Source organism: Halomicrococcus gelatinilyticus, assembly GCA_024227995.1.
In the GTDB taxonomy this organism is placed as follows: Archaea; Halobacteriota; Halobacteria; order Halobacteriales; family Haladaptataceae; genus Halomicrococcus; species Halomicrococcus gelatinilyticus.
The window spans coordinates 671384-691094 of record CP100465.1 but is presented as its reverse complement, the minus strand read 5'-3'; the positions used below and the strand labels follow the sequence as shown (position 1 = coordinate 691094).

At 69.4% G+C, this 19711-nt stretch carries 19 protein-coding genes and 1 tRNA gene; 6 read left to right on the top strand and 14 right to left on the bottom strand.

The window, feature by feature from the left end:
- Window positions 1–122: 122 nt before the first annotated feature.
- The 9 genes from NKT36_RS03720 to NKT36_RS03680 form a co-directional block, all read right to left on the bottom strand.
- A complete protein-coding gene (locus NKT36_RS03720; protein WP_327052606.1) occupies window positions 123–1202 on the bottom strand; it encodes a DUF354 domain-containing protein in 1080 nt (359 codons plus the stop codon).
- Window positions 1199–2278 (bottom strand): GNAT family N-acetyltransferase, encoded by a 1080-nt coding sequence (locus NKT36_RS03715; RefSeq protein ID WP_327052605.1) that lies wholly within the window; start codon window positions 2276–2278, stop codon window positions 1199–1201. The genes NKT36_RS03720 and NKT36_RS03715 overlap by 4 nt, the downstream gene beginning before the upstream one ends.
- Window positions 2279–2372: 94 nt before the next feature.
- Window positions 2373–3263 (bottom strand): polysaccharide deacetylase family protein, encoded by an 891-nt coding sequence (locus NKT36_RS03710; RefSeq protein ID WP_327052604.1) that lies wholly within the window; start codon window positions 3261–3263, stop codon window positions 2373–2375.
- Window positions 3253–4308 carry a non-hydrolyzing UDP-N-acetylglucosamine 2-epimerase gene (gene wecB, locus NKT36_RS03705; protein ID WP_327052603.1) on the bottom strand — a complete coding sequence of 352 codons (1056 nt, stop codon included), beginning with the start codon at window positions 4306–4308 and terminating at the stop codon, window positions 3253–3255. Before wecB ends, NKT36_RS03710 begins: the two co-directional genes overlap by 11 nt.
- Window positions 4305–5312, bottom strand: a complete 1008-nt coding sequence (locus tag NKT36_RS03700) for a glycosyltransferase family 2 protein (RefSeq protein ID WP_327052602.1) — start codon at window positions 5310–5312, stop codon at window positions 4305–4307. Before NKT36_RS03700 ends, wecB begins: the two co-directional genes overlap by 4 nt.
- The gene (locus NKT36_RS03695) at window positions 5313–6668 is read right to left on the bottom strand and encodes a nucleotide sugar dehydrogenase (RefSeq protein WP_327052601.1); all 1356 of its coding nucleotides are present in this window, start codon (window positions 6666–6668) and stop codon (window positions 5313–5315) included.
- Window positions 6665–7654: a Gfo/Idh/MocA family oxidoreductase gene (locus tag NKT36_RS03690; protein ID WP_327052600.1), complete on the bottom strand. Its 990-nt coding sequence runs from the start codon at window positions 7652–7654 to the stop codon at window positions 6665–6667. The genes NKT36_RS03695 and NKT36_RS03690 overlap by 4 nt, the downstream gene beginning before the upstream one ends.
- A complete protein-coding gene (locus NKT36_RS03685; RefSeq protein ID WP_327052599.1) occupies window positions 7647–8729 on the bottom strand; it encodes a DegT/DnrJ/EryC1/StrS family aminotransferase in 1083 nt (360 codons plus the stop codon). The genes NKT36_RS03690 and NKT36_RS03685 overlap by 8 nt, the downstream gene beginning before the upstream one ends.
- Entirely contained in the window at window positions 8726–9304 is a 579-nt protein-coding gene (locus NKT36_RS03680; protein ID WP_327052598.1) for an acyltransferase, read from the bottom strand. Before NKT36_RS03680 ends, NKT36_RS03685 begins: the two co-directional genes overlap by 4 nt.
- A gap of 431 nt (window positions 9305–9735) precedes the next feature.
- On the opposite strand from NKT36_RS03680, the gene NKT36_RS03675 reads away from it, so the two are divergent.
- Entirely contained in the window at window positions 9736–10287 is a 552-nt protein-coding gene (locus NKT36_RS03675; RefSeq protein ID WP_327052597.1) for a DUF7344 domain-containing protein, read from the top strand.
- 137 nt (window positions 10288–10424) lie between these two features.
- Here NKT36_RS03675 and NKT36_RS03670 read toward each other — a convergent pair whose 3' ends face one another.
- From NKT36_RS03670 to NKT36_RS03660, 3 genes are all read right to left on the bottom strand, one after another.
- Window positions 10425–10667, bottom strand: coding sequence for a hypothetical protein (locus NKT36_RS03670; RefSeq protein ID WP_327052596.1), 243 nt, complete (start codon window positions 10665–10667; stop codon window positions 10425–10427).
- Between the two features lie 2 nt (window positions 10668–10669).
- Window positions 10670–12109: a hypothetical protein gene (locus NKT36_RS03665; protein ID WP_327052595.1), complete on the bottom strand. Its 1440-nt coding sequence runs from the start codon at window positions 12107–12109 to the stop codon at window positions 10670–10672.
- 130 nt (window positions 12110–12239) lie between these two features.
- On the bottom strand, window positions 12240–13172 hold the full coding sequence (locus NKT36_RS03660) for a hypothetical protein (protein ID WP_327052594.1): 933 nt from the start codon (window positions 13170–13172) through the stop codon (window positions 12240–12242).
- A 752-nt stretch (window positions 13173–13924) separates the two neighbouring features.
- Here NKT36_RS03660 and NKT36_RS03655 point away from each other — a divergent pair.
- Both NKT36_RS03655 and NKT36_RS03650 read left to right on the top strand, forming a co-directional pair.
- On the top strand, window positions 13925–15541 hold the full coding sequence (locus NKT36_RS03655) for an alkaline phosphatase family protein (RefSeq protein ID WP_327052593.1): 1617 nt from the start codon (window positions 13925–13927) through the stop codon (window positions 15539–15541).
- Between the two features lies 1 nt (window position 15542).
- Entirely contained in the window at window positions 15543–16565 is a 1023-nt protein-coding gene (locus NKT36_RS03650; protein ID WP_327052592.1) for a lipid II:glycine glycyltransferase FemX, read from the top strand.
- A gap of 80 nt (window positions 16566–16645) precedes the next feature.
- Here the strand turns inward: NKT36_RS03650 and NKT36_RS03645 are convergent, their stop codons facing one another.
- Window positions 16646–17209, bottom strand: a complete 564-nt coding sequence (locus tag NKT36_RS03645; protein WP_327052591.1) for a metal-dependent hydrolase — start codon at window positions 17207–17209, stop codon at window positions 16646–16648.
- Window positions 17210–17241: 32 nt separating this feature from the next.
- Window positions 17242–18285 carry a DUF1616 domain-containing protein gene (locus NKT36_RS03640; RefSeq protein WP_327052590.1) on the bottom strand — a complete coding sequence of 348 codons (1044 nt, stop codon included), beginning with the start codon at window positions 18283–18285 and terminating at the stop codon, window positions 17242–17244.
- A gap of 429 nt (window positions 18286–18714) precedes the next feature.
- Between NKT36_RS03640 and NKT36_RS19295 the strand changes: the two genes are divergently transcribed.
- From NKT36_RS19295 to NKT36_RS03630, 3 genes are all read left to right on the top strand, one after another.
- On the top strand, window positions 18715–18837 hold the full coding sequence (locus NKT36_RS19295; protein ID WP_456071257.1) for a DUF7556 family protein: 123 nt from the start codon (window positions 18715–18717) through the stop codon (window positions 18835–18837).
- A 44-nt stretch (window positions 18838–18881) separates the two neighbouring features.
- Window positions 18882–18966: transfer RNA gene (locus NKT36_RS03635), tRNA-OTHER, on the top strand.
- Window positions 18967–19014: 48 nt separating this feature from the next.
- A complete protein-coding gene (locus tag NKT36_RS03630; protein WP_327052589.1) occupies window positions 19015–19626 on the top strand; it encodes a cupin domain-containing protein in 612 nt (203 codons plus the stop codon).
- Window positions 19627–19711: the final 85 nt, after the last annotated feature.

The window sequence follows — 19711 nt, the reverse complement described above, 5'->3', positions numbered from 1 at the left end:
GTCGGTGCCGCGCTGCGCGGGGGCGAGGACGGCGACCGCAGGTCGTCGTCGAAGAGAAGAGCGACCCCGAGTCGTCACCCGGGAGTGCTGGGACGGTATCCGAACGGACGGCGACGGCGGGGTTACCGCTGCGAGACGGCGGCGACGCGCTCCATCGACGACCCCGTCCGCACGGGCGCGGCCCGCTCGGCGACGTCGACGATGACCTCCGTCAGGTTCACCTTGTCGGCGACGTACGCGTCGCGCTTCGCGGCCCAGCGCTCCTTCGCGGTGTCGTCTTTCACCAGTTCGTGCGCGCGGTCGAGGACGTCGTCGAAGTCCTGGCGGTTGTATATCAGTCCCTCGCGCTCGAGTTCGAGGAAGTTGCCCATGTCGGAGTCGCCGACGAAGGAGTTCGAGCGGATCGCGGGCGTCCCCAGCAGCGCCGCCTCCGTCACCATCGTCTGGGTGTCGGCGACGAGCAGGCTGGCCTCGGCCAGCGCGTCGTGGAGTCGTGCGGGATGGAGGTCGAACGGGCGGGCCTGCTCCGGCGTCGGGCCGTCCGCCTCGTCGGAGACGAAGACGGTCGCGTGCTCGGCGAGCGTGTCGACGAGGCGGCGACGCTTCGCCGGCGAGAACCCCGACTGGCCGACGTCGTGGTGGGAGCCGAAGGCGTTGAACCGGAGGACGACGTAGCGCTCGTCCGGCCCGACGCCGAGTTCGTCGCGGATGGTCGGGTCGGGGTCGTACACCGCCGGGTGGAGGTAGGCGAGTTCCTTGAACCCGCGGAACTCGTAGTGGTTGCCGCCGAGGTCCTTGCCGAACGTGTGCGGCGTGAGGAACGTGTCGACGAACGGCCGCGCGGCGAGGTGGTCGAGCGTCGTGGGCTCGGAGTCGGCCACGACGACCACCGGCGCTCGCGAGACGGCGCCGGCGTGGGCGGCGTACGACCCGACGCCGAACACGAGGTCCGGCCGGTACCGGAGCGTCCGCCGGAAGATGCCGAGGTAATGCTCCGGCAGTTCGCGGAACAGCGAGAGCTTCGTCGTGTCGCAGGCGCCGTAGATCTCGTGCGGCAGGTCGTAGTAGTCGAGCAGCGCCTGCGTGCAGCCGTAGTCGCGACCGAGCACGAGCACGTCGTGGCCCCGCTCGTCGAGTCGTTCGACGGCGTGGCGATAGAGGTGGACGTGAGCCGGGGTGTTCGTGAAGAAGAGGTACCTCATCCCTGGACGAACTCGTAGGCTCGCTTGGCTGCAGCCATGGTCGTGCCGGACGACTCCACCAGGTAGTAGGGAACGAGGTCGGCGCCGAACTTCGACTTGTACCGACAGAGTCGCTGGGTGTTCGCCCCCATCAGGTCGTAGGTCGTCACCGATTCCACCGGGGGGTCGTCGACGATCTCCTCGATGACGTTCCAGTGGACGAGGCTGTTGACGCTCGTTCCCTCGTACACCGTGCGCGCGCCGCCCTGCCAGAAGTACCCCGCGTCGTTGGAGTACAGCACGGTGATGCCCGTGAGGTACTCGCCGTCGCCGTCGCGGGCGACGTACGTCCGCGCGCGGTCGTCCATGTTCTGCCAGAGTTCGCGGACGTACGGCCACGGCAGGTCGAGGCGCTCGCCCTGGTCGTCGTAGCGCGCGACGGTGTGCTCGTAGACGGCGCGGGCGCCGTCGACCCCTTCGCGTTCGACGGTGACGTCGAGGTCGCGGGCGTCGCGGATCTCGCGCCGGAGGCTCTTGCTGAAGGACTTCATCACCTCGTCCGGCGACCGCCCGTCGAGGTCGAGGTGGTACGTGAAGTAGGGCTCGACCGCGAGATCGCCCCAGAGGTAGGGGCGCGGGTCGCCGTAGTCGGTGCCACAGATCATCCGGAACAGGGTGAGCCCCTCGTCGACGCGCTCGCCGACCCGCGTCGCGAGCGCGTCGTCCAGGCCTGCGCTGGCGAGTCGCTCGTCGAGCGCGAAGTCGGCCCCGACGCGGTCGAGGACCCGTTCGGTGAACTCCTGGTTCACCTTCTCCTGTTTGCGTCGTTTGGGGCTGGTCGGCATGAGGATGGGACCGAGTCGTGGAATCGCCATCCCGGGCGGCGGCGAGAGCACGGCGGTCCCGACCGACCGCTCCTGAACGACCACCGGTAGCAGTGCGATGGGCTGGTTCCCTTTGAAGCCGCCGTACAGCCGGAGATCGCCGGTCGCGTGGCTGTCGATGGCGGATAGTGCCTCTGGAAGGTGAAACGGTTCGAAGCCGTCCGGCGGGAGTGCGTCGGCCCACTCGGCGAGGTTCAGACGTTCGACTCTCATTCGTCGTCTCGTTTCCAGTTAGCACCCGGTTTTCACTTTGTTATCCTCCACCTGCCGGTGGACAGGGTCGGCGGAACCAGCTGTCAGGCGGCGGCTACGGTCGGCTCGCACCGGCGACGCCGACCCGCTCGTCCGGTTCCGTGAGGCGGTCGTACAGTTCGGCCGGCGGACCGACCCACGCTCCGCGCGCCAGCGCCTCCTCGATCAGTCGGCGGTAGAGCCGGTTGTGACCGGGGAACTCGTCGGCGAACAGTCGCGGGTGCCACAGCACCGTCATCACCGCGTCGTTCGCCTCCGCCTCGTCGAGCAGGCGGCGACACTTCTCCCACGCCCGGTCGAACGCCTCGCCGGGGTCTGGGAGCGCGACGTCCATGACGGTCAGCGGGAAGACGAGGAAGTCGTCGTCGAACGGGCGCTTCGGCCGGTAGCCGTGCTGGAAGCCCACCTCGCTGCTGGAGCCGAGGCTGGCGTCGTACTCCAGGCCGATGGCGTCGTGGTGCTCCCACGTGTCGTCGGCCATGTTGAGGTGGTGCTGGCGGCCGCCGCGCACCTCGTGGCCGAGCGCGGCCTCCAGCGCCGTCTTCTGCTCGGCGAGGAGGGCCCGGTCGTCGGGCGAGTCGTACGAGCCGTGGAGGCCGATCTCCCAGCCGCCGTCGTCCAGTTCGTGCAGCGCCCGCAGGATGTCGGCGTCGAAGAGGTCGTAGCGACCGAGGTGTTCGATCCAGTAGCGCGGCTGCAGCCACTGGTGGGGGTCCTTCTCGGTGATCGACTCCTCCTGGAGCACGTAGACGGCCGACCGAACGCCCAGCGACTCCTCGATCGCCATCATGGTGTCGAACTGCCACCAGGGATTGACGTCCGACGACAGCGCCGAGAGGTGCGAGAGGTCGCGGTCGACAAGCGCGTAGTACGGCGCTTGCAACCCCTTGTACGGTCGGTCCAGGTCGTGCGTGAGACAGAGCGCGAACGAGTGGTCAGACGACATCTGATAACACCTCGACGATGTGTCGTGCCGCGTCGCCGTCGCCGTACGGCGACGGTTTCTCGTCGGGCGTCGACGCCTCCGCGAGCGCCGTCCGCACGGCGTCCTCGTCGGCACCGACGAGCGTGTTCCAGTCGCTCTCGACCGTCTCGACCCACTCGGTCTCCTCCCGCAGGGTGACGCAGGGCGTGTCGAGGAAGAACGCCTCCTTCTGGACGCCGCCGGAGTCGGTGGCGACGACGTCGGCGGCGTCGAGCAGCGCGACGAACTGCCGGTACCCGACGGGGTCGACGACGGTCAGTTCGCGCGTGGCGCGCTCGTAGAGACCGAACTCCCTGAGTCGGTCCGTCGTCCGCGGGTGCGCCGGGAAGACGACGCGCCGCGGGTCGGCCGCCAGCGCCGCCACGATGGACTCGAGGCGGTCCGGGTCGTCGGCGTTCGCCTCCCGGTGGACGGTCGCGAGGACGAACGCCCGGTCCTCGACGCCGACGTCGCCGAGCACGGATTCGTCCGCGCGCTCGCGCGCCCACAGCAGGGCGTCGTACCCGACGTCGCCGCTGACGTGGACGCCGTCGGTGAGCCCCTCGCTCCGGAGGTTCGCGGCCGCCTCCTCGGACGGCGCGAACAGCAGGTCGGCGGCGTGGTCGGTGAGCACCCGGTTCGTCTCCTCGGGGATGTCGGACCCCGAGCGCATCCCGGCCTCGACGTGCGCGAGCGGCGGGTCGAGCTTCGACGCGGCGATGGCGGCCGCCAGCGTCGAGTTCGTGTCGCCGTACACGAGCACCACGTCCGGGTCTCGCTCGGTCACGACCGCCTCCAGCCCTTCGAGCATCCGGGCGGTCTGGCGGCCGTGGGTGTCCGACCCGACGCCGAGGTTCACGTCCGGACGCGGGATCGAGAGTTCGTCGAAGAACACGTCGGACAGCCCCTCGTCGTAGTGCTGGCCGGTGTGGACCAGCACCTCCTCGTGGTCGCGGCGCAGCTGTCGCGAGACGACGGCGGCCTTCACGAACTGCGGTCGCGCGCCGACGACGGTCAGCACCTTCATGGCTTCTCCCTCCGGTACAGCTCCTCGTTGTCCTCGCGGTCGAACGTCATCGCCAGCAGGAGCGCGACCAGTCCCACCAGCGTGGCGGCGAGGCCGTCCTCGTCGTCGCCACGGAGGGCGCTCGCGAGGCCGGCACCGGTCCCGGCGGCTCCCACCCCGTAGAGGAACGAGAGCGGGTGGAAGTCGTGGACGAGGTACTTCGCCTTCAGTCGCCAGAGGAAACAACGCAACAGCAGCATGGACAGCTTCGGGACGAACGTCGAGTAGGCGATGCTGCTCTCCTCGTCGCCGTAGACGGCCGGGACGGGGACGTCGACGACGCACATTCCGTGGACGTTCAGCCTGGTGAGGAGGGCGTTGGCGAAGCCGTAGTCGTCGTACACCGACTCGACGTCGACGGCCTCCAGCGCGTCCAGGGAGATGGCGGTGTAGCCGTTCTGCGGGTCGACCATCCCCCAGTAGCCGCTGGCAACCTTCGTCAGGTAGGTCAGCAGCCAGTTGCCGAACGAGCGCCACGTCGACATGTCGCGCCGGTACTCGGCGCTCGAGAGCCGGTTGCCCTTGGCGTACTCGGCGCGACCGTCGACGACCGGGGCGACGACGCGCTCCAACATCGCCGGGTCCATCTGGCCGTCACCGGCCATGACCGCGGTCACGTCGATGCCGTCGTCGCGTGCGGCGCAGTAGCCGGTCTTGATGGCCGCGCCGACGCCCCGGTTGCGGTCGTGGCGGATGCCGACGACGTGCTGGTCGACCGCGCCGCCGTCGGACTCGACCTCGCGTTCGGCGGTCGCGGCGTCGCTGGCGGCGACGCCCGCGTCCACGCCGCCCGCCACCTCGTGGTCGACGCGGGCCTGTATCTCGCCCCACGTCCCGTCGGTCGAGGCGTCGTCGACGGCGTAGACGCGGTCGACGAACCCGGGGACGGTGTCGATGACGTCGCCGACGAACCCCTCCTCGTCGTACGCCGGGACGACGACCGCGACGGTGCTGTCCTCGTACATCTACCCACCCCCGATGGTGTAGACGCGGTGGTCGGCCCCCTCGATGTCGAGCGCGTCGCGTCCGTCGACGACGACCATCGGGTCGAAGGCGGTCCAGTCGAGGCCCGCGAACTCCTCGTGGGCGGTGACGAGCACGGCGGCGTCCAGGTCGTGGTCGGCCAGCGCCGGCAGGTCGACCATCGACGCCGCGAAGTCGTCGGCCGTCGCCAGCATCGGGTCGACCGCCAGCACCTCGGCTCCACGTTCGTCGAGGTCGGCGCAGATGGGCCGCGCCGGCGTGGCCCGCGTCTCCTCGACGCCGGGACGGTAGGTGAGCCCGAGCACCGCGACGGTCGCACCGTCGAGGACCTCGCCCTCGTCCGTCAGCTCCTCGGCGAGCGTCTCGACGGTGAACGACGGCATCGAGTCGTTGACCTCGCGGGCGGTCTTCAGCAGGCGCATCTCCGGCTCGAACCGGTCGATGAGGAAGTACGGGTAGTAGGGGATGCAGTGGCCGCCGACGCCGGGGCCGGGGCGGTGGATGTCGCAGAACGGCTGGGTGTTGGCGGTCTCGATGGCCGCGTTGACGTCCACGTCCATCGCGTCGGCGAGCGTCGCCAGTTCGTTCGCCAGCGCGATGTTCACGTCGCGGTAGACCCCCTCGAACACCTTGACGGCCTCCGCCGTCGTCGCGTCCGGCACCTCGATGACGTCGTTCGTCGTCAGTTCGCCGTACAGAACCGCCGCGGCGCGCGTGCTCTCGTCGTCGACGCCGCCGACGACCTTCGGATAGGCCCCGCGGATGTCCTTCAGCGCGCGCCCGCTGGAGGTCCGCTCCGGGCAGACGGCGACGCCGAACTCGTCCCGGTCGACGTCGCTCTCGCGCGCCAGCGTCGGGCGCACCGCCTCGCGGGCGGTGCCCGGCGGCACCGTGCACTCGACGACGACGAGGTCGCCTCGTGACAGTCCGTCGGCGACGTCCTCGACCGCGGCCTGGAGGATGGAGAGGTCCGGCTCGTTCGCGTCGGTGATGGGCGTCGGGACGATGAGGACGTGGACCGACGCCTCCGCGGCGGCCTCGCGCGGCGACTCGGTCGCCCGCAGCGCCCCCGCCGACACCGTCTCCGCGACGAGGTCGTCCAGGCCGGGTTCGCGGTCGACGTGGCAGTCGCCGCGGTTCACCGACTCGACGACGGCGGGGTCGACGTCAGCACCGACGACGTTCCCACACGTCTCGGCGTACACCGCGGCGAGCGGCAGTCCCATCTTCCCGAGTCCGTAGACGGCGACGGGGATATCGCCGGAGCGGAACGCCTCGCGCTGCTCGGCCGGCGACGCGTCGCTGCCGTAGAAGGCTTGCGTCTCCCGCAGGCTCACCGGGGACGCACCTCCGTCTCGGCGGCGGCGCGCTGTTCGTCCGCCGCCAGTTCGTCGATGCGCCGCGCGAGTTCGAGTACGCGGAGGCCGTCCTCGCCGGTCACGACGGGGGTCGCGTCCGACGTCGCCGCGCGAACGAACGACCGCAGTTCGTTCTTCAGGGGTTCGCCGTTCTCCACGGTCGGCCGCTCGACGATGCTCTCGTGGCGGTAGCGCAGGTCGCCGTTGTCGTCGATGTACTCGGGCATCGAGTGGCGGTGTATCTCGACGGTCTGGTCGGTGTAGTCGACGTTCACCCGGCAGTTCGCCGCCGTGATGGAGAGCCGGCGGACCTTCTCCTGGGTGACGCGGCTCGCGGTCAGGTTGGCGACGACGCCGCTGTCGAACGCGACGCTCGCGCTCGCGTAGCGGTTGTCGCGAGCGCCCTGCGCCGCGACGGTCGTGACGTCGTCGTCGACGAGCGACAGCAGCACGTCGATGTCGTGGATCATCAGGTCCATCACCGCGCTGTCGTCGACGGCGCGGCCCTCCGGCGGCGGTCCCAGTCGCTGGGCCTCGATGGCGATGACGTCGAGGTCGGCGACGATCTCCCCGAGCGTCCGGACCGCGGGGTTGAACCGCTCGATGTGGCCGACCTGGACCGTCACGCCCGCAGAGCGGGCGTTCGAGAGCAGCTCACGGCCCCTGGACGCGGTGTCGACGAACGGTTTCTCGATGAGGACGTCGACGTCGTGGTCGATGCAGTCGTTCGCGACGGGGTAGTGGTACTCGGTCGGGACGGCGATCGAGGCGACGTCCGCCACTTCGAGGGCACGGTCCATCGCCATCGTCCGGGTTCCGTGGTCCCGGGCGACGGCCGTCGCGGTCTCTTCGTCGGCGTCGACGACGCCGACGAGGTCGACGTCCGGCAGTTCGCTGTAGACGCGTGCGTGGTGGCGGCCCATGCTTCCGACGCCGATGACCGCCGCGTTCGCTGGCTCACTCATAGTTGGTGACAGCAGTTGCGATCGTCCGCACCTCCTCTTCGGCCAGTCCCGGATGCACCGGTAGCGACAGCGCCTGGTCGGCGAGTCGCTCGGCGACCGGGACCGAGGGGTCGACGTGGTCGTACGCCGGCTGTTCGTGGATGGGCGTCGGGTAGTAGACGCCCGTGCCGACGCCCTCCGCCTCGAGGTGCTCGCGCAGCCCCGCCCGGTCGTCCGTGCGGACGGTGTACTGGTGGTAGACGTGGCGGCGGTCGTCCGGTTCGACCGGCGTCGCCACGTCGGCGCTCTCCAGTCGGTCGGAGAGGTAGGCGGCGTTCGCGCGGCGCACCTCGTTGAACTCCGGGAGTCGTTCGAGTTGCGCCAGGCCGATGGCGGCCGCGAGCGAGGTCATCCGGAAGTTGTGCCCCACCCTGACGTGGTCGTAGCCCGTCTCCTCGCCCACGGGCCGCCCGTGGTTGACGTAGCTCGCGGCGCGCTCGGCCACGTCGCGCCGGTCGGTCGTTATCATCCCGCCCTCTCCCGTCGTCATGTTCTTCGTGGGGTAGAACGAGAAGCAGGCGGCGTCGCCGAACGAACCGACGCGCTGGCCGTCGTAGGTAGCGCCGTGGGCCTGTGCGGCGTCCTCGACGAGCGCGAGGTCGTGGGCCGCCGCGATGTCCTCCAGCTCGTCCAGGTGTGCCGGCAGGCCGTAGAGGTGGACCGCGAGCACGGCGTCCGCGTCGTGCTTCCGGACCGCGGCCTCGACGGCGTCCGGGTCGAGCGTGAATGTCTCGGGGTCGACGTCGGCGAAGACGGGCGTCGCACCCGCGAGTCGGACGGCGTTCGCGCTGGCGACGAAGGAGAACGGGGAGGTGACGACGGTGTCGCCGTCGCCGACGTCGAGCGCCTCGAACGCGGCGTGGAGTGCCGTCGTCCCGTTGCTCGTGGCGACTGCGTGCTCGGTGCCACAGAAGTCGGCGAACTCCGCCTCGAACTGTCGTACCTCCGGGCCGTCGGCGAGGTGGCCGCTCTCGAGGACGTCGGCCACGCGTTCGCGCGCCTCCTCGCCGACCTGTGGGTCAGCTATCGGGATCAAATCCGGTTCCCTCCTTCGAGCTTGTCGGGTAGCGGTCGATGTTCGGCCGGGCTCCCGACCGCGAGCGTCTCCGGCGGGACGTCGTCGGTGACGACGGAGCCGGCGGCGACGAACGACCCCTCGCCGACGGTGACCCCCGGTAGGAGCGTCGCGTTCGCGCCGACGGAGACGTGGTCCTCCAGCGTCGGCCCGGCGAGCTCCGACTCGGTCCGGATGGGGTAGGCGTCGTTCGTCAGGACGGCGCAGGGGCCGAGGAACACCTGGTCGCCGATGGTCGTGTTCGTCGGGACGTACACGTTCGACTGCATGCTGACGTGCGACCCGACCGTGGTCTGGCCGTCGATGACGGTGTTCGTTCCGACGACGACGTCGTCACCGACGATGGTCTTCTCCCGCACCAGCGCGTCGTGTCCGGTCGTGAAGCCGTCGCCGATGGCGACGTCGTCGTAGATGATCGTTCCGGCGCGGACGGTGGCGTCGGCGCCGAGGACCGGGGGGTCCGAGTCCTCGTCGTAGGCGTACCCGACCGTCGCGTCCGGGTGGACGTCGTGGTTCTCGTCCCGGCGTTCGGTCACGGTCGACCACCTCGTCGGGGAGACTGCTCGCGGGGCGTGACGGGGAATGCTAGCGAGTTCATAGTGTGCGATCGGCCCGGGTCCGCCGCCCTGTGGCGACGGAGGCGGGCGTTATCCACTTCCATGCCTATCTGTCCTCTTTGTTATACGCTGCCTGGGTGTCAGTAGCTCCCGACTAGTGCCGGCGGCGTCGCACGAATCGCGTCGAACCACCCGACGTCGGACGGATTCGTGCGACGCGAATCGTAACCTCCCCGTGTGAATCCTCACCCGCCGCCTACGACCGCGTTCACACGCCATAGCACCTTGGTAACAAAGTGGGGAAATGGCATCAGTCGGTGTATGCGGTGGTGGAACCCGTGACTACAGGGTGGTCACGGAACGGAATGGGGGTGTACTGTTTCGGATGAACGAGCGCCAGTACCGGTATCATGGCTAGCTCCGGGCTCTCACAGGACCAGGTGTTCGAGGTGCTCAAGAGCCCCCGCCGTCGATATGCGCTGTACTACCTGCGCCGCGAAGGGGGGGCGGCGGAGCTGTCGGACCTCACCGACCAGGTGGCGGCGTGGGAGAACGACACCACGCCTGCGGAGCTGTCGACCGAACAGCGAAAGCGCGTCTACATCTCGCTGTACCAGACCCATCTCCCGAAGCTCGACGACGCCGGCGTCGTCGACTACGACGAGGCGAGCGGCGAGATATCCCTGTCGAGGCGGGCCCGCGAACTCGACACCTACCTCGGTGACGTTCCCCGCCGCGAACTCCCGTGGGACCGCTACTATCTCGCCCTCTCGCTCGGCAGCATCGCGCTCGTCACTGGCATCTGGCTCGAGATCTACCCCTTCTCTGCCCTGTCCGGGTTGACCGGCACGGCGGTGATACTGTTCGCCTACGGGCTGTCGGCGCTGGTCCAGTACCTCTACTATCGGCACAGCACCGGGCGCGGGACGCCGCCCGAACTCCGCCGCGCGGAGAGCCGGTGACCGACGACGGACGCGCCCTCCAGTCACTGCCCTGGCCGTGAACGACTGCCAGCGACCGCCGGTGCTGCCGGGAGCAGAAAGACGGATGAAACGGCGGTCAGCGCGGCGAGTGGAGGGCCGAACGCGTGGGACGGTCGTTACAGGCGGTGTTCGACGTTGCAGACGGCGTCCTCGTCGGCGAGGATGAACGCGTCGTCACGGAGCATCTCCTCGTCGGCCGGCAGGAACATCAGACGGCCGGCGTCGTCCTCGCGGGCCCGGATGACCTCCCAGTCGACGATGCGGTAGCCGAGGTCCTCCTCGAGGTCGGGGTCGTCCGGCACCCGTCGCCAGGCGTGGCGGGTCGCCGCGTTGCCGCCGGATGACGGTTCGTACACCATCGTCAGAGGCTGTCTTTGCCGAGGCGGAGCGTCGCGCTGCCGTCGACCGTTATCCGGGTGAGATGCCCGGAGAAGCGGTAGCCGTCGCGTCCGTCGATGACCCGCCCCGTGACGTGCTTGCCCTCGACGGTGTCGAAGGCGTTGACGGAGCCGAGGTCGTCGCTCTTGACGACGTCGCCGCTCACGTCGAAGGCGTACGTGCTGGCGCCGTCGTCGTTCGAACCGTCGACGACGATGGTGTTCGGCAGTCCGACGTCGCCGGGCGAGACCTGCTCGCCGTTGAGGTACACCGTCGCCGCGCCGTCGACGTTCAGCTCCGTGACGACGCCGCCGAAGCGGTAGCTGTCGGTGCCACCGGCAACGGACCCGGACGCGCTGGTCCCGTCGCGTTCGTCGTCGGCGTCCTTCGTCGCGTTGCGGTCGGTGCTCTTGCGCAGTTTGCCGCTGACGGAGAGGTCGTAGGTCGCGGAGTCGGTCGCGGCGGTGCTGGCGATGCTGACGACGTTTGGGAGCCCCTGCTTCTCGGCCGTCGCCACCTGGCTGACCTGCGCCCGGTTGCCCGACGACGTGCTGCCGGCGTTCCCGCCGCTTGCGGCCGCCTTCGCGGACATCGGGACGCCCTTCGGCGGCGTCAGGTCCGCTGCGTCGCCCGTCCGGGTGTTGGTCTTGGTCACCGACCCGCCCTTCGTGGTGGCGAAGCTTCCGACGACGTCGCAGTTGCGCAGGTGCGTCTCGCCGTACCAGGACCAGACCGCACGCGTCGTGGTCGACCCGGGCGAGGAACAGCCGTGGCCGCAGGGCTTGTTCCCGCTGGCGTCGATGACGGTGTTCGTCACGTTGCAGGGTCTCTTCTTCCCGTTCAGGCGGACGTTCGAGATGGTGTTGGCCTTGAAGTACGAGGACTCGACGTGGAGGTTGCCGCCGTACCCCCGCGCGCCGGGGCCGGAACCGTACAGCCCGTTGTCGATCATCCCGGCGATGTGGACGTTGCGGAAGGTGATCGTCCCGCGGTGGGGAAGGTTCGCGTTCACCCAGATGCCGCCGGACCCGCTCCGGGGGACCTGACCGTCGCCCATGTAGACGTTCTCGACGAGACCGGTCCCCGAGGCGTCGCTGACGCCGGGTGTCATGAGGTAGTGACCGCCCGGGTGCGTCCCCTTGAAGCCGACGTTGCGGACGACCCAGTTCGACCCGCTCGTCGTGATGTGGGCCGACGCGCCGTCGGCGGTCATGTCGATGAGCTTGTTCTCGAACGTCTCGCCGTCACCGACCGAGATGGTCTTCGTATCACCTGGAGCGACAGTAATGGTGTCGTACTCCGCGCCGTTGACCGTGCCTGCCGCCGCGAACGTCGCGGCGGACGCTCCCGCGAGCTTCAGGTACGAGCGCCGATCGATCAGCTTCCCCTCGTCCGGTTCACGTGCCGTTTCGTCGCGTGCCATGTGGCTTCAATGGCTCATTACTGATTCAAGAAGGTTCCGGTATACGTTCAATGTGGGGGCAGAGATTTAAATGTCTTTCCGGGCCGGGAGAGAACAGAGGAAAGAGACGGTTACCGCGAGTAAGAAGCGATTACTTGCCGCGAGCCGCCTGTTCGGCGCTCTGCGGGACCGACTTCGGGACCTTCGTCCTGGGGTCGTCGCCCACGGACGAGGTCGAGACCTTACCGGCCGTCCGCCCCTCGACTTCGGACTTCGAGACCTTGACCTTCCCGCCGTGGAAGCCACCGTTGACCGCGTCGTGCTCCGTGACGCTGACGTCGCAGTTCTTGACCTCGATCGGGACGTACCAGCCCCAGATGCCGCGCTTGTTGGGGCCGTTGGGGTGATGGACCGCCGAGTCGGTGTTCTCGATGACGGAGTCCTTGACGTAGGAGCCCGGCGTGCCGAGACGGACGTTGGCGATGTCGTTGTTCGCGCAGTAACAGCTCTCGACCTTCACGGGACCGCCGGCACCGGCACCGTGTTTCGCACCAGGGCCGCTGGCGTACAGACCGTTGTTCGCGTACTTCTGGATGTTGCAGTTGCGGAAGGTGAGCTCGCCCTCGTGTGGCGTGTTCGCGTTCACCCAGACAGCGCCCGGGTCGGCCTCGTTCGCACCGTCGGTCTGGACGCCGTCGCCCATGTAGACGTTCTCGATCAGGCCCTTGCCACCCGAGGAGACGCTCGGGATCATGGTGAAGAAGCCGAACGACCGGATACCGCACTTGCCCTTGAAACCGACGTTGCGGATCTTCCAGCCGGAACCGTCCGCCTCGATGGCCGCGGCCGCACCCTCGGCGCTCTGGTCGATGAGCTTGTTCTCGAACGTCTCGCCGTCGCCCACGGTGATGCGCTTCGTCTCGCCCGCGGGGACGGTAATGGTCTCGTACTCGGCCGCACTCGTCCGGCCGGACACGACGTTCGCGCCCGTAGCCGCCGCAACAGCGCCGCCAGCAAGCCGCAGGTAGGATCGTCGACTGAACGTGTTCTCGTGTTTCTCGCGTGTCGTTTCGTCGCGTGCCATGCAGATTCAATGCTATCTTACTAGTTTATAGGGCTAACGATTCCGTCTCAACGCCCTCTTTCGAATTTAACTCTAACGGCCGTCTCCCGGGTGGCTCCCTGACCCGGCCGGTAACGGCGGGTTGAATCGGCCGCTCGACGCGGTACAAGTGCGATCTGCGTCTGGCGGCCCGTTTCCGACGCGTAAGCGGCCACTAACGGGCCGCCAGGCGACGGAACCACTGCTTACCGACCCGTCTCGTGGACGGTTCCCCGCCGTATCCAGTAGCGGACCGCCACCCCCAACGTCCCGGCGAGCGGCGCGCAGCGATGACGAAACGCGTGCTTACGCCCCGGTCACGTCCCGTTTCACCGCGTCTCTCCCCCACCGTGACGCCCGCCGTCACCGCGTCGGAAGCGACTCCTCGCTGGGGGGCCGTTCGGAGCGACGTCGAAGCGTCGACGTGGGAAGCAGGCCGTTCGTCGACGGGGGATCGCCGTCCGCCTCCCGAGTCGACGCGGACCAGCGACCCGGTGCCGTCCAACGACGGTCGGACGGACGGCGGTCCGCCCTTCGCGGTCGGTCCACCGGCGCCGCTGGTGCGTCCCGGCGTCGAACGCCGGCGCTTGGACACCGGTCACCCGGTACTCGGACGCCGGACTCGCGACCGACCAGCGACGGCGGCCCAGACGTCGAATTCCGGCGGTACGACCGGTCTACGGCGCGCCAGCAGGTCCATAACAAAGGCCGAAGGTGGCTTCAACGTGGATGGCATGGACCGCACATCGCTACAGACACTGCTGGTCGGCATCGACGCCGGCTGCCGGTCGGTGCTCGACCCGCTGTTCGCGGAGGGAGCCCTCCCGAACCTGCGGTCGGTGTTCGAGGCCGGCGCGACCGGCCCGCTCGAGTCGCAGATTCCACCGTGGACGCCGAGCGCGTGGCCGTCGCTGTACACCGGGGTGAACCCGGGCAAGCACGGCGTCTTCGGCTTCCTCGAGTTCGACGGCTACGACTGGGACGTCGTCAACGCGACCTCCGTCCGCGAACACGCTCTCTGGCAGCTCCTGGACCGGCACGGCCTGACGAGCGTGGTGGTGAACGTCCCGGTAACCCACCCGCCGCGAGCGTTCGACGGCGCGCTCGTCCCGGGGTACATCGCGCCCGAGTCGCCGACCTGCCACCCCGAGGGGCTGCTCGACGACGTCCGCGACGCCATCGGCGGCTACCGGGTGTACGCGCCGCGCGGCCTCGACGAGGCGGACGACGTCGCCTGGTACCGCCGCCTGGTGCGGATGCGCGGGGAGGCGTTCCGATACCTCGCGGACGAGTACGACCCGGACTTCGGTTTCCTGCAGTTCCAGGTGACCGACACCGTCTTCCACGAGTATCCGGACGACGAGGAGAAGGTGCAGGCGGTGTACGAGGCCGTCGACGACCAGCTCGGCGCCGTTCTGGACGACTGCGACCCCGACACCGTCGTCGTCGCCAGCGACCACGGCATGGGTCCCTACTCCGGCTACGAGTTCCGCGCAAACGACTTCCTGCGCGACCAGGGCTACGTCGAGACGGTGCGCGGCGGCGAGGGGATGCCCTCGTGGTCGACCATCGCCGGCAACCGGCTGCGAGACGGCGAGACGGACGGCGACCGCGACCGCTCGCTCGTCGAGCGCGGCCTCTCGCTCGGCGCGAAGGCCGGCATCACCAGCCAGCGCATCGGCAGGGCGCTCGAACGCGTCGGCCTCGACGAGTTCGTCGCCCGGCACGTCCCCGAGGACGTCGTCCGCGCCGCGACCGAGCAGGTCGACTTCCCGAACTCGGCCGCGTACGTCCGCGACCGCATCGAGTGCGGCGTCCGCATCAACCTCCAGGGACGGGAACCCGACGGCACCGTTCCGCCCGACCGCTACGACTCGGTGCGGAACGCCCTCGTGGACGCCCTGGAGGGGGTCCGCACCCCGGACGGCACCCGAGTCTTCGAGACGGTCGCCCCGCGCGAGGCCTTCTTCGACGGCCCGCACGTCGAGCGCGCGCCGGACGTGGTCACCGTCCCGAACGACTTCGACCAGTTCCTCTCGGCGCAGTTGCGCGGCTCGCAGTTCGGTACGCCGCGCGAGCCGTGGAACCACAAGCGCGACGGCATCGTCGCCGCGGCCGGGACCGGCGTCGACCCCGACGTCGACCTCGCGAGCGCCCACCTCTTCGACGTGGCGCCGACGGTCCTGGCCTCGCTGGACGTTCCCGCGAGCGACCGGATGGACGGCGAGCCCCTCCCCGTCGTCGACGACGTCGGCGAGCAGAGCTACCCCGCGTACGACGCGGGCGAGACGGTCACGGTCGACGACGAGGACGTGGAGGCCCGACTCGCCGACCTCGGTTACATCGAATGACATGAGTGTCACCATCGAACGCGACGGTATCAGAGTGGAGCGCGCGGACGAGGACGTCCTCGACCGCTGGAACGACCTCGTGGAGCGGTCCCCCCAGGGCGACCTGTTCCACCGCCTGGACGCCCTGAAGGTCCAGGCCGAGTACACCGGAGCCGACTACCACCCGCTGGTCGGGTTCAAGGGCCAGGAGCCGGTCGGCATCTTCCCGGCGTTCACCATCTCCAAGGGCGGCGTCTCGACCGCGTTCTCGCCGCCCCCGAACCTCTGGATTCCCCATCTCGGCCCTGCACTGCTGAACATGGACAAGCTGAAGCGCCGGAAGGCCGAGCGTCGCCACCGGCGGTTCGTCGACAACTGCCTCGACTGGCTCGACCGCGAGTGCGGACCGAAGTACGTCCACGTCCGCACCGGCGGGCGGTACGAGGACGTCCGTCCCTTCGAGTGGAACGAGTTCGAGATCCAGCCCCGTCACACCTACGAGGTCGACCTCACGGTCGGCGAGGACGACCTGCTAGCGAGCTTCAGCAGCGACGCCCGGAGCAACATCCGGACCGACGACGACCGCTACGAGGTCCGGGTCGGTGGCGACGACGCCGTCCGCCGCATCGTCCGGCAGGTGGAGGCCCGCCACGAGGAACAGGGCGAACCCTACACGCTCGACCCCGAGTTCGTCGTGGCGCTCCGCGACCGGCTCCCGGACGGCACGGTCCGCCCCTACGTCTGCGAGGTCGACGGCGAGTTCGTCGGCGGGATGGTCGCCCTGGCCGACGACGACCGCGTCTATCGCTGGCAGGGCGGCGCGAAACACGACGCCGACGTCCCCGTCAACGACCTCGTCGACTGGGCCATCATGACCGACGCGATGGACGAGGGGATCGGCCGCTACGACCTCGTCGGCGCGAACGAGCGCCGGCTCTGTGGCTACAAGGCGAAGTTTGCCCCGGAACTCGTCCGCTACTACAGCGTCGAGCGCGGCACCCGCATGATGAACCTGCTCTCGGACGTGTACAAGCGGTTCCGCTGAACCGACGACGTTCCCGCCTCTTCTTCTGGCGTCCCGCGGCCGCTCGGCTACCGACGAGGTTCGACGTCACGTGACCGAGGCTACTGCCGGGAAGCGAACGGCCTTGGGAGTCCGGGCATCCCGTCGTAGAGCCAGAGGACGAGCACGACGCCCAGCAGGCCGATCTCCGTCGCCACGTACCCCGAGAGCTGCGGGTCGCCGAGGCGCGCGACGTAGTCGCCGAAGTACTGCGAGAAGCGAGCGAACAGACCGGGACCGGCGGGGTCGGCCCGCGCGGGGACGACCGGCCACGCCAGGAACGCGACGTTCGCCGGGCCGCCGAGCAGTGCGGGGTAAATCACGTCGCCAGCGAGGTGCGACAGGTAGCCGAGGGCGAACGCGACGCCGACGTCGGTTCGATTCGCGCGCGCTGCGAGCGCGAGCACACCTGCAGAGAGCGGTGCCGCCGTCAGCAGCGAGTGGGCGAGCGACTGGCCGCTCGGCAGCACCGACAGCGACCACGCGAGCGGCTTGTCCACCAGGTCCGGTGCCTGCGTGGCGAACGCGAGGACGACGACGGCGTCACTGCGCGGTCGCGCTCCTCGCAGGTGGCTGTACACCGAGTAGCAGAGGTAGCCGACGGCCAGATGTTCCCAGGGCCACATCGGTCACCACCACCGTCCGTCGTCAAGCCGCGTCATCCGTCGGTCTCGACCCCGCGTACGTTGATCCAGATGTGAGCGTGCTCGTCGGCGTTGCTCGTCGTCGGGTTCCGCGGCGGGTCGTCCGTGTAGAGGAGATACACCAGCCGCTGGTCCTCACCGATCATCGTCGGAGCGATGTCGTGACGGGTGCGCCACGTCTCCCCGGCCTCGACGCGCTGGTCGAGTCGCGTCAGCTCCGTCTCCCTGAGCACGCGCGCCTCGCCGTTCGACGCCTGCTCGACGCGCTGGAGTTTGGCGACGACGGTGTACTCGACCGTCCGTTCCTCGTGGTTCTCGACGGCGACCGTCAGCGGCTTCGTCTCGCCCGCGGAGAAGTTCCGGGGGTAGCCCGACGTGACGTACTCGCCGGACTCGTTCTCGGTCACCAGCGAGAGGTTCGAGAACTCCTCGCCGTCGCTCGGCACCGCGACGGCGTACCCAAGGCTCGCCACGGCGGCCAGTACGGCGATCGCGAGCGCGACGTTCAGCACCGCGTCCATGGCGGTGTCGGTTCCGACGACGCCAGCTCGAAGGCGTCGCCACAGTGCCCGGACGGGAACGCCGAACCGGTCGGACGGCGCGAGGTGGACGCGTCGCACCGCGCCGACGGCGCCGCCGCCGACCGTGATGGCGCTCAGCGACGTGAGCACCGTCCACGGCGTGAAGCCCACGCCGGCCAGCGACAGCGCCACGCCGAGCGGCGGGAGCAGCGCGAGGCTCGTCCCGAACGAGACGGCGAGACGCTCGCCGACGGTGAGCCCGGCGCGGTTCGACCTGACGGTCGCACGGACCCAGCCGCTCGGTTCGTTCTCGGGGCCCGCACCGGGGAACAGCACCGCCACGATGGCGTACCCCGGCGCGAACAGCACGAGTGGGGCCCCGAGCACGACCGCCAGCGGCGTTCCGTAGACGGCCGGCTGTGCGAGTGCGAAGTCGACCGCCGCGACGAACAGCGTCAGGAGGACGAGGTCGACCGGTATCGCCCCGACCGGGTCGGTGACCCACTCTCGCACCGAACCGGAGGTGTCGTGGCTCATCTATCCCCCGACCGGCGGGCGGTCGTCGAGGGCGGTCCGGTGCTCGCGCCGTGACGAGCGCCTGCGAGTGGCCGAACCTGTTCGTCCGGGCGAAGCGTGCTCCCCGCGCGGTGCTGCTTCGTCGTCAGACGTCCGGAAGCCATGAAATCAATCCCTGTGTCCCTACTCCGGATTGGCACTTTGTTATCCCGCGCGTACCCGCGCCGCGTCGCGCTGACGCCGCCCTGCCGGCGCGCAGCGAGCGTTACCCTGGCGACAGTTAGCGAGCGTAAGCCGCGCTTACGCCGCCACAGGAGGTGAATAACAAAGATACGGACGCCCCAACATCGCGAGTACGCCCCGCGGTGGGCAGTGAAATCACGGTGATCCTCCCTGAAACGGACACGTATCATAGACGACGGTGATGCACCGAGACCGGACGACGACGTGATGTTCGCCCTCGACACTGACGAGGACGGCGCACGGCGGGCCGTGATCGCCGACGTGTCCAGGGACGACGCCTGGATATCGATGTCGGTCTCGGCCACTCGTCCGCTGTCGAAGTGTCGCTGACCCACTTCGCGGTTTTTCGGACACATCGCGTCGGCTACCAGCGTGGAAGGGTGGCTCAGTGGTAGAGCACCACCGCTTCGCCGGTGGGGGCCTGACAGGCTTCGCGTGGTTCGAATCCCGCCCCTTCCGTCGTCCGTCGCGGAAACCTACTTGTCCCTCCGCTCGTCAACGTCGTCCATGCGACGAGCGTCCGTCGACGACCCGGCGTCGAACGACGACCTCGACGCCGGGCGCACCCGACTGTCCGAGCACCTGGCGACGACCGACGTCGCCGTCACCCACTACCGGCTCGGCCCCGGCGACGGGTTCCCCGGCGGTCTCCACGCACACGCCGACCAGGAGGAGGTGTTCGTCGTCCTCGCGGGCGAGTCGACGTTCGATGTGTACGCGACGGACGACGAAAGCGCCGATAGCGATGCCGCCGCGGACGGATGGACGGTCACGGTCCGCGCCGGTGAGGCGATACGGTTCGCTCGCGACGAGTTCAGGTCGGGACGCAACGACGCCGACCGCGACCTCGTGGCCATCGCCGTCGGCGCACCGCCGGACAGCGAGGACGTGCGCGTGCCGCTGTCGTGTCCGGCCTGTGGCCGGGTCGGCGTCCGCCCGACGGTGAGCGAGGACGGCGTCCAGCTCGGCTGCCCGGACTGCGGCGCCGCGCGGACCCCGCGGGCGTGCCCCGCATGCGGCCGCGAGGAGATGCAGGTCGGGCTCGGCGAGGCGTCCCGGCCGGTGGCCGTCTGTCCCGACTGCGATACCGAGGTTGCGGACCCCCTGTCACGGGGGTAGCAGGGTCGCTACGGGTTGGCAGGAATCAGAACAGCGGCAGTCGACGGACCGGCAGGCATCGCGACGGTGGCAGTGGATCGGGCGA

Bases quoted from the DNA above. Each gene is read 5' to 3' on its own strand.
- NKT36_RS03720 (WP_327052606.1), bottom strand. From the start codon at position 1,202: ATGAGGTACCTCTTCTTCACGAACACCCCGGCTCACGTCCACCTCTAT.
- NKT36_RS03715 (WP_327052605.1), bottom strand. From the start codon at position 2,278: ATGAGAGTCGAACGTCTGAACCTCGCCGAGTGGGCCGACGCACTCCCG.
- NKT36_RS03710 (WP_327052604.1), bottom strand. From the start codon at position 3,263: ATGTCGTCTGACCACTCGTTCGCGCTCTGTCTCACGCACGACCTGGAC.
- wecB (WP_327052603.1), bottom strand. From the start codon at position 4,308: ATGAAGGTGCTGACCGTCGTCGGCGCGCGACCGCAGTTCGTGAAGGCC.
- NKT36_RS03700 (WP_327052602.1), bottom strand. From the start codon at position 5,312: ATGTACGAGGACAGCACCGTCGCGGTCGTCGTCCCGGCGTACGACGAG.
- NKT36_RS03690 (WP_327052600.1), bottom strand. From the start codon at position 7,654: ATGAGTGAGCCAGCGAACGCGGCGGTCATCGGCGTCGGAAGCATGGGC.
- NKT36_RS03675 (WP_327052597.1), top strand. From the start codon at position 9,736: ATGGCTAGCTCCGGGCTCTCACAGGACCAGGTGTTCGAGGTGCTCAAG.
- NKT36_RS03670 (WP_327052596.1), bottom strand. From the start codon at position 10,667: ATGGTGTACGAACCGTCATCCGGCGGCAACGCGGCGACCCGCCACGCC.
- NKT36_RS03665 (WP_327052595.1), bottom strand. From the start codon at position 12,109: ATGGCACGCGACGAAACGGCACGTGAACCGGACGAGGGGAAGCTGATC.
- NKT36_RS03660 (WP_327052594.1), bottom strand. From the start codon at position 13,172: ATGGCACGCGACGAAACGACACGCGAGAAACACGAGAACACGTTCAGT.
- NKT36_RS03655 (WP_327052593.1), top strand. From the start codon at position 13,925: ATGGACCGCACATCGCTACAGACACTGCTGGTCGGCATCGACGCCGGC.
- NKT36_RS03650 (WP_327052592.1), top strand. From the start codon at position 15,543: ATGAGTGTCACCATCGAACGCGACGGTATCAGAGTGGAGCGCGCGGAC.
- NKT36_RS03645 (WP_327052591.1), bottom strand. From the start codon at position 17,209: ATGTGGCCCTGGGAACATCTGGCCGTCGGCTACCTCTGCTACTCGGTG.
- NKT36_RS03640 (WP_327052590.1), bottom strand. From the start codon at position 18,285: ATGAGCCACGACACCTCCGGTTCGGTGCGAGAGTGGGTCACCGACCCG.
- NKT36_RS19295 (WP_456071257.1), top strand. From the start codon at position 18,715: ATGTTCGCCCTCGACACTGACGAGGACGGCGCACGGCGGGCCGTGATC.
- NKT36_RS03630 (WP_327052589.1), top strand. From the start codon at position 19,015: ATGCGACGAGCGTCCGTCGACGACCCGGCGTCGAACGACGACCTCGAC.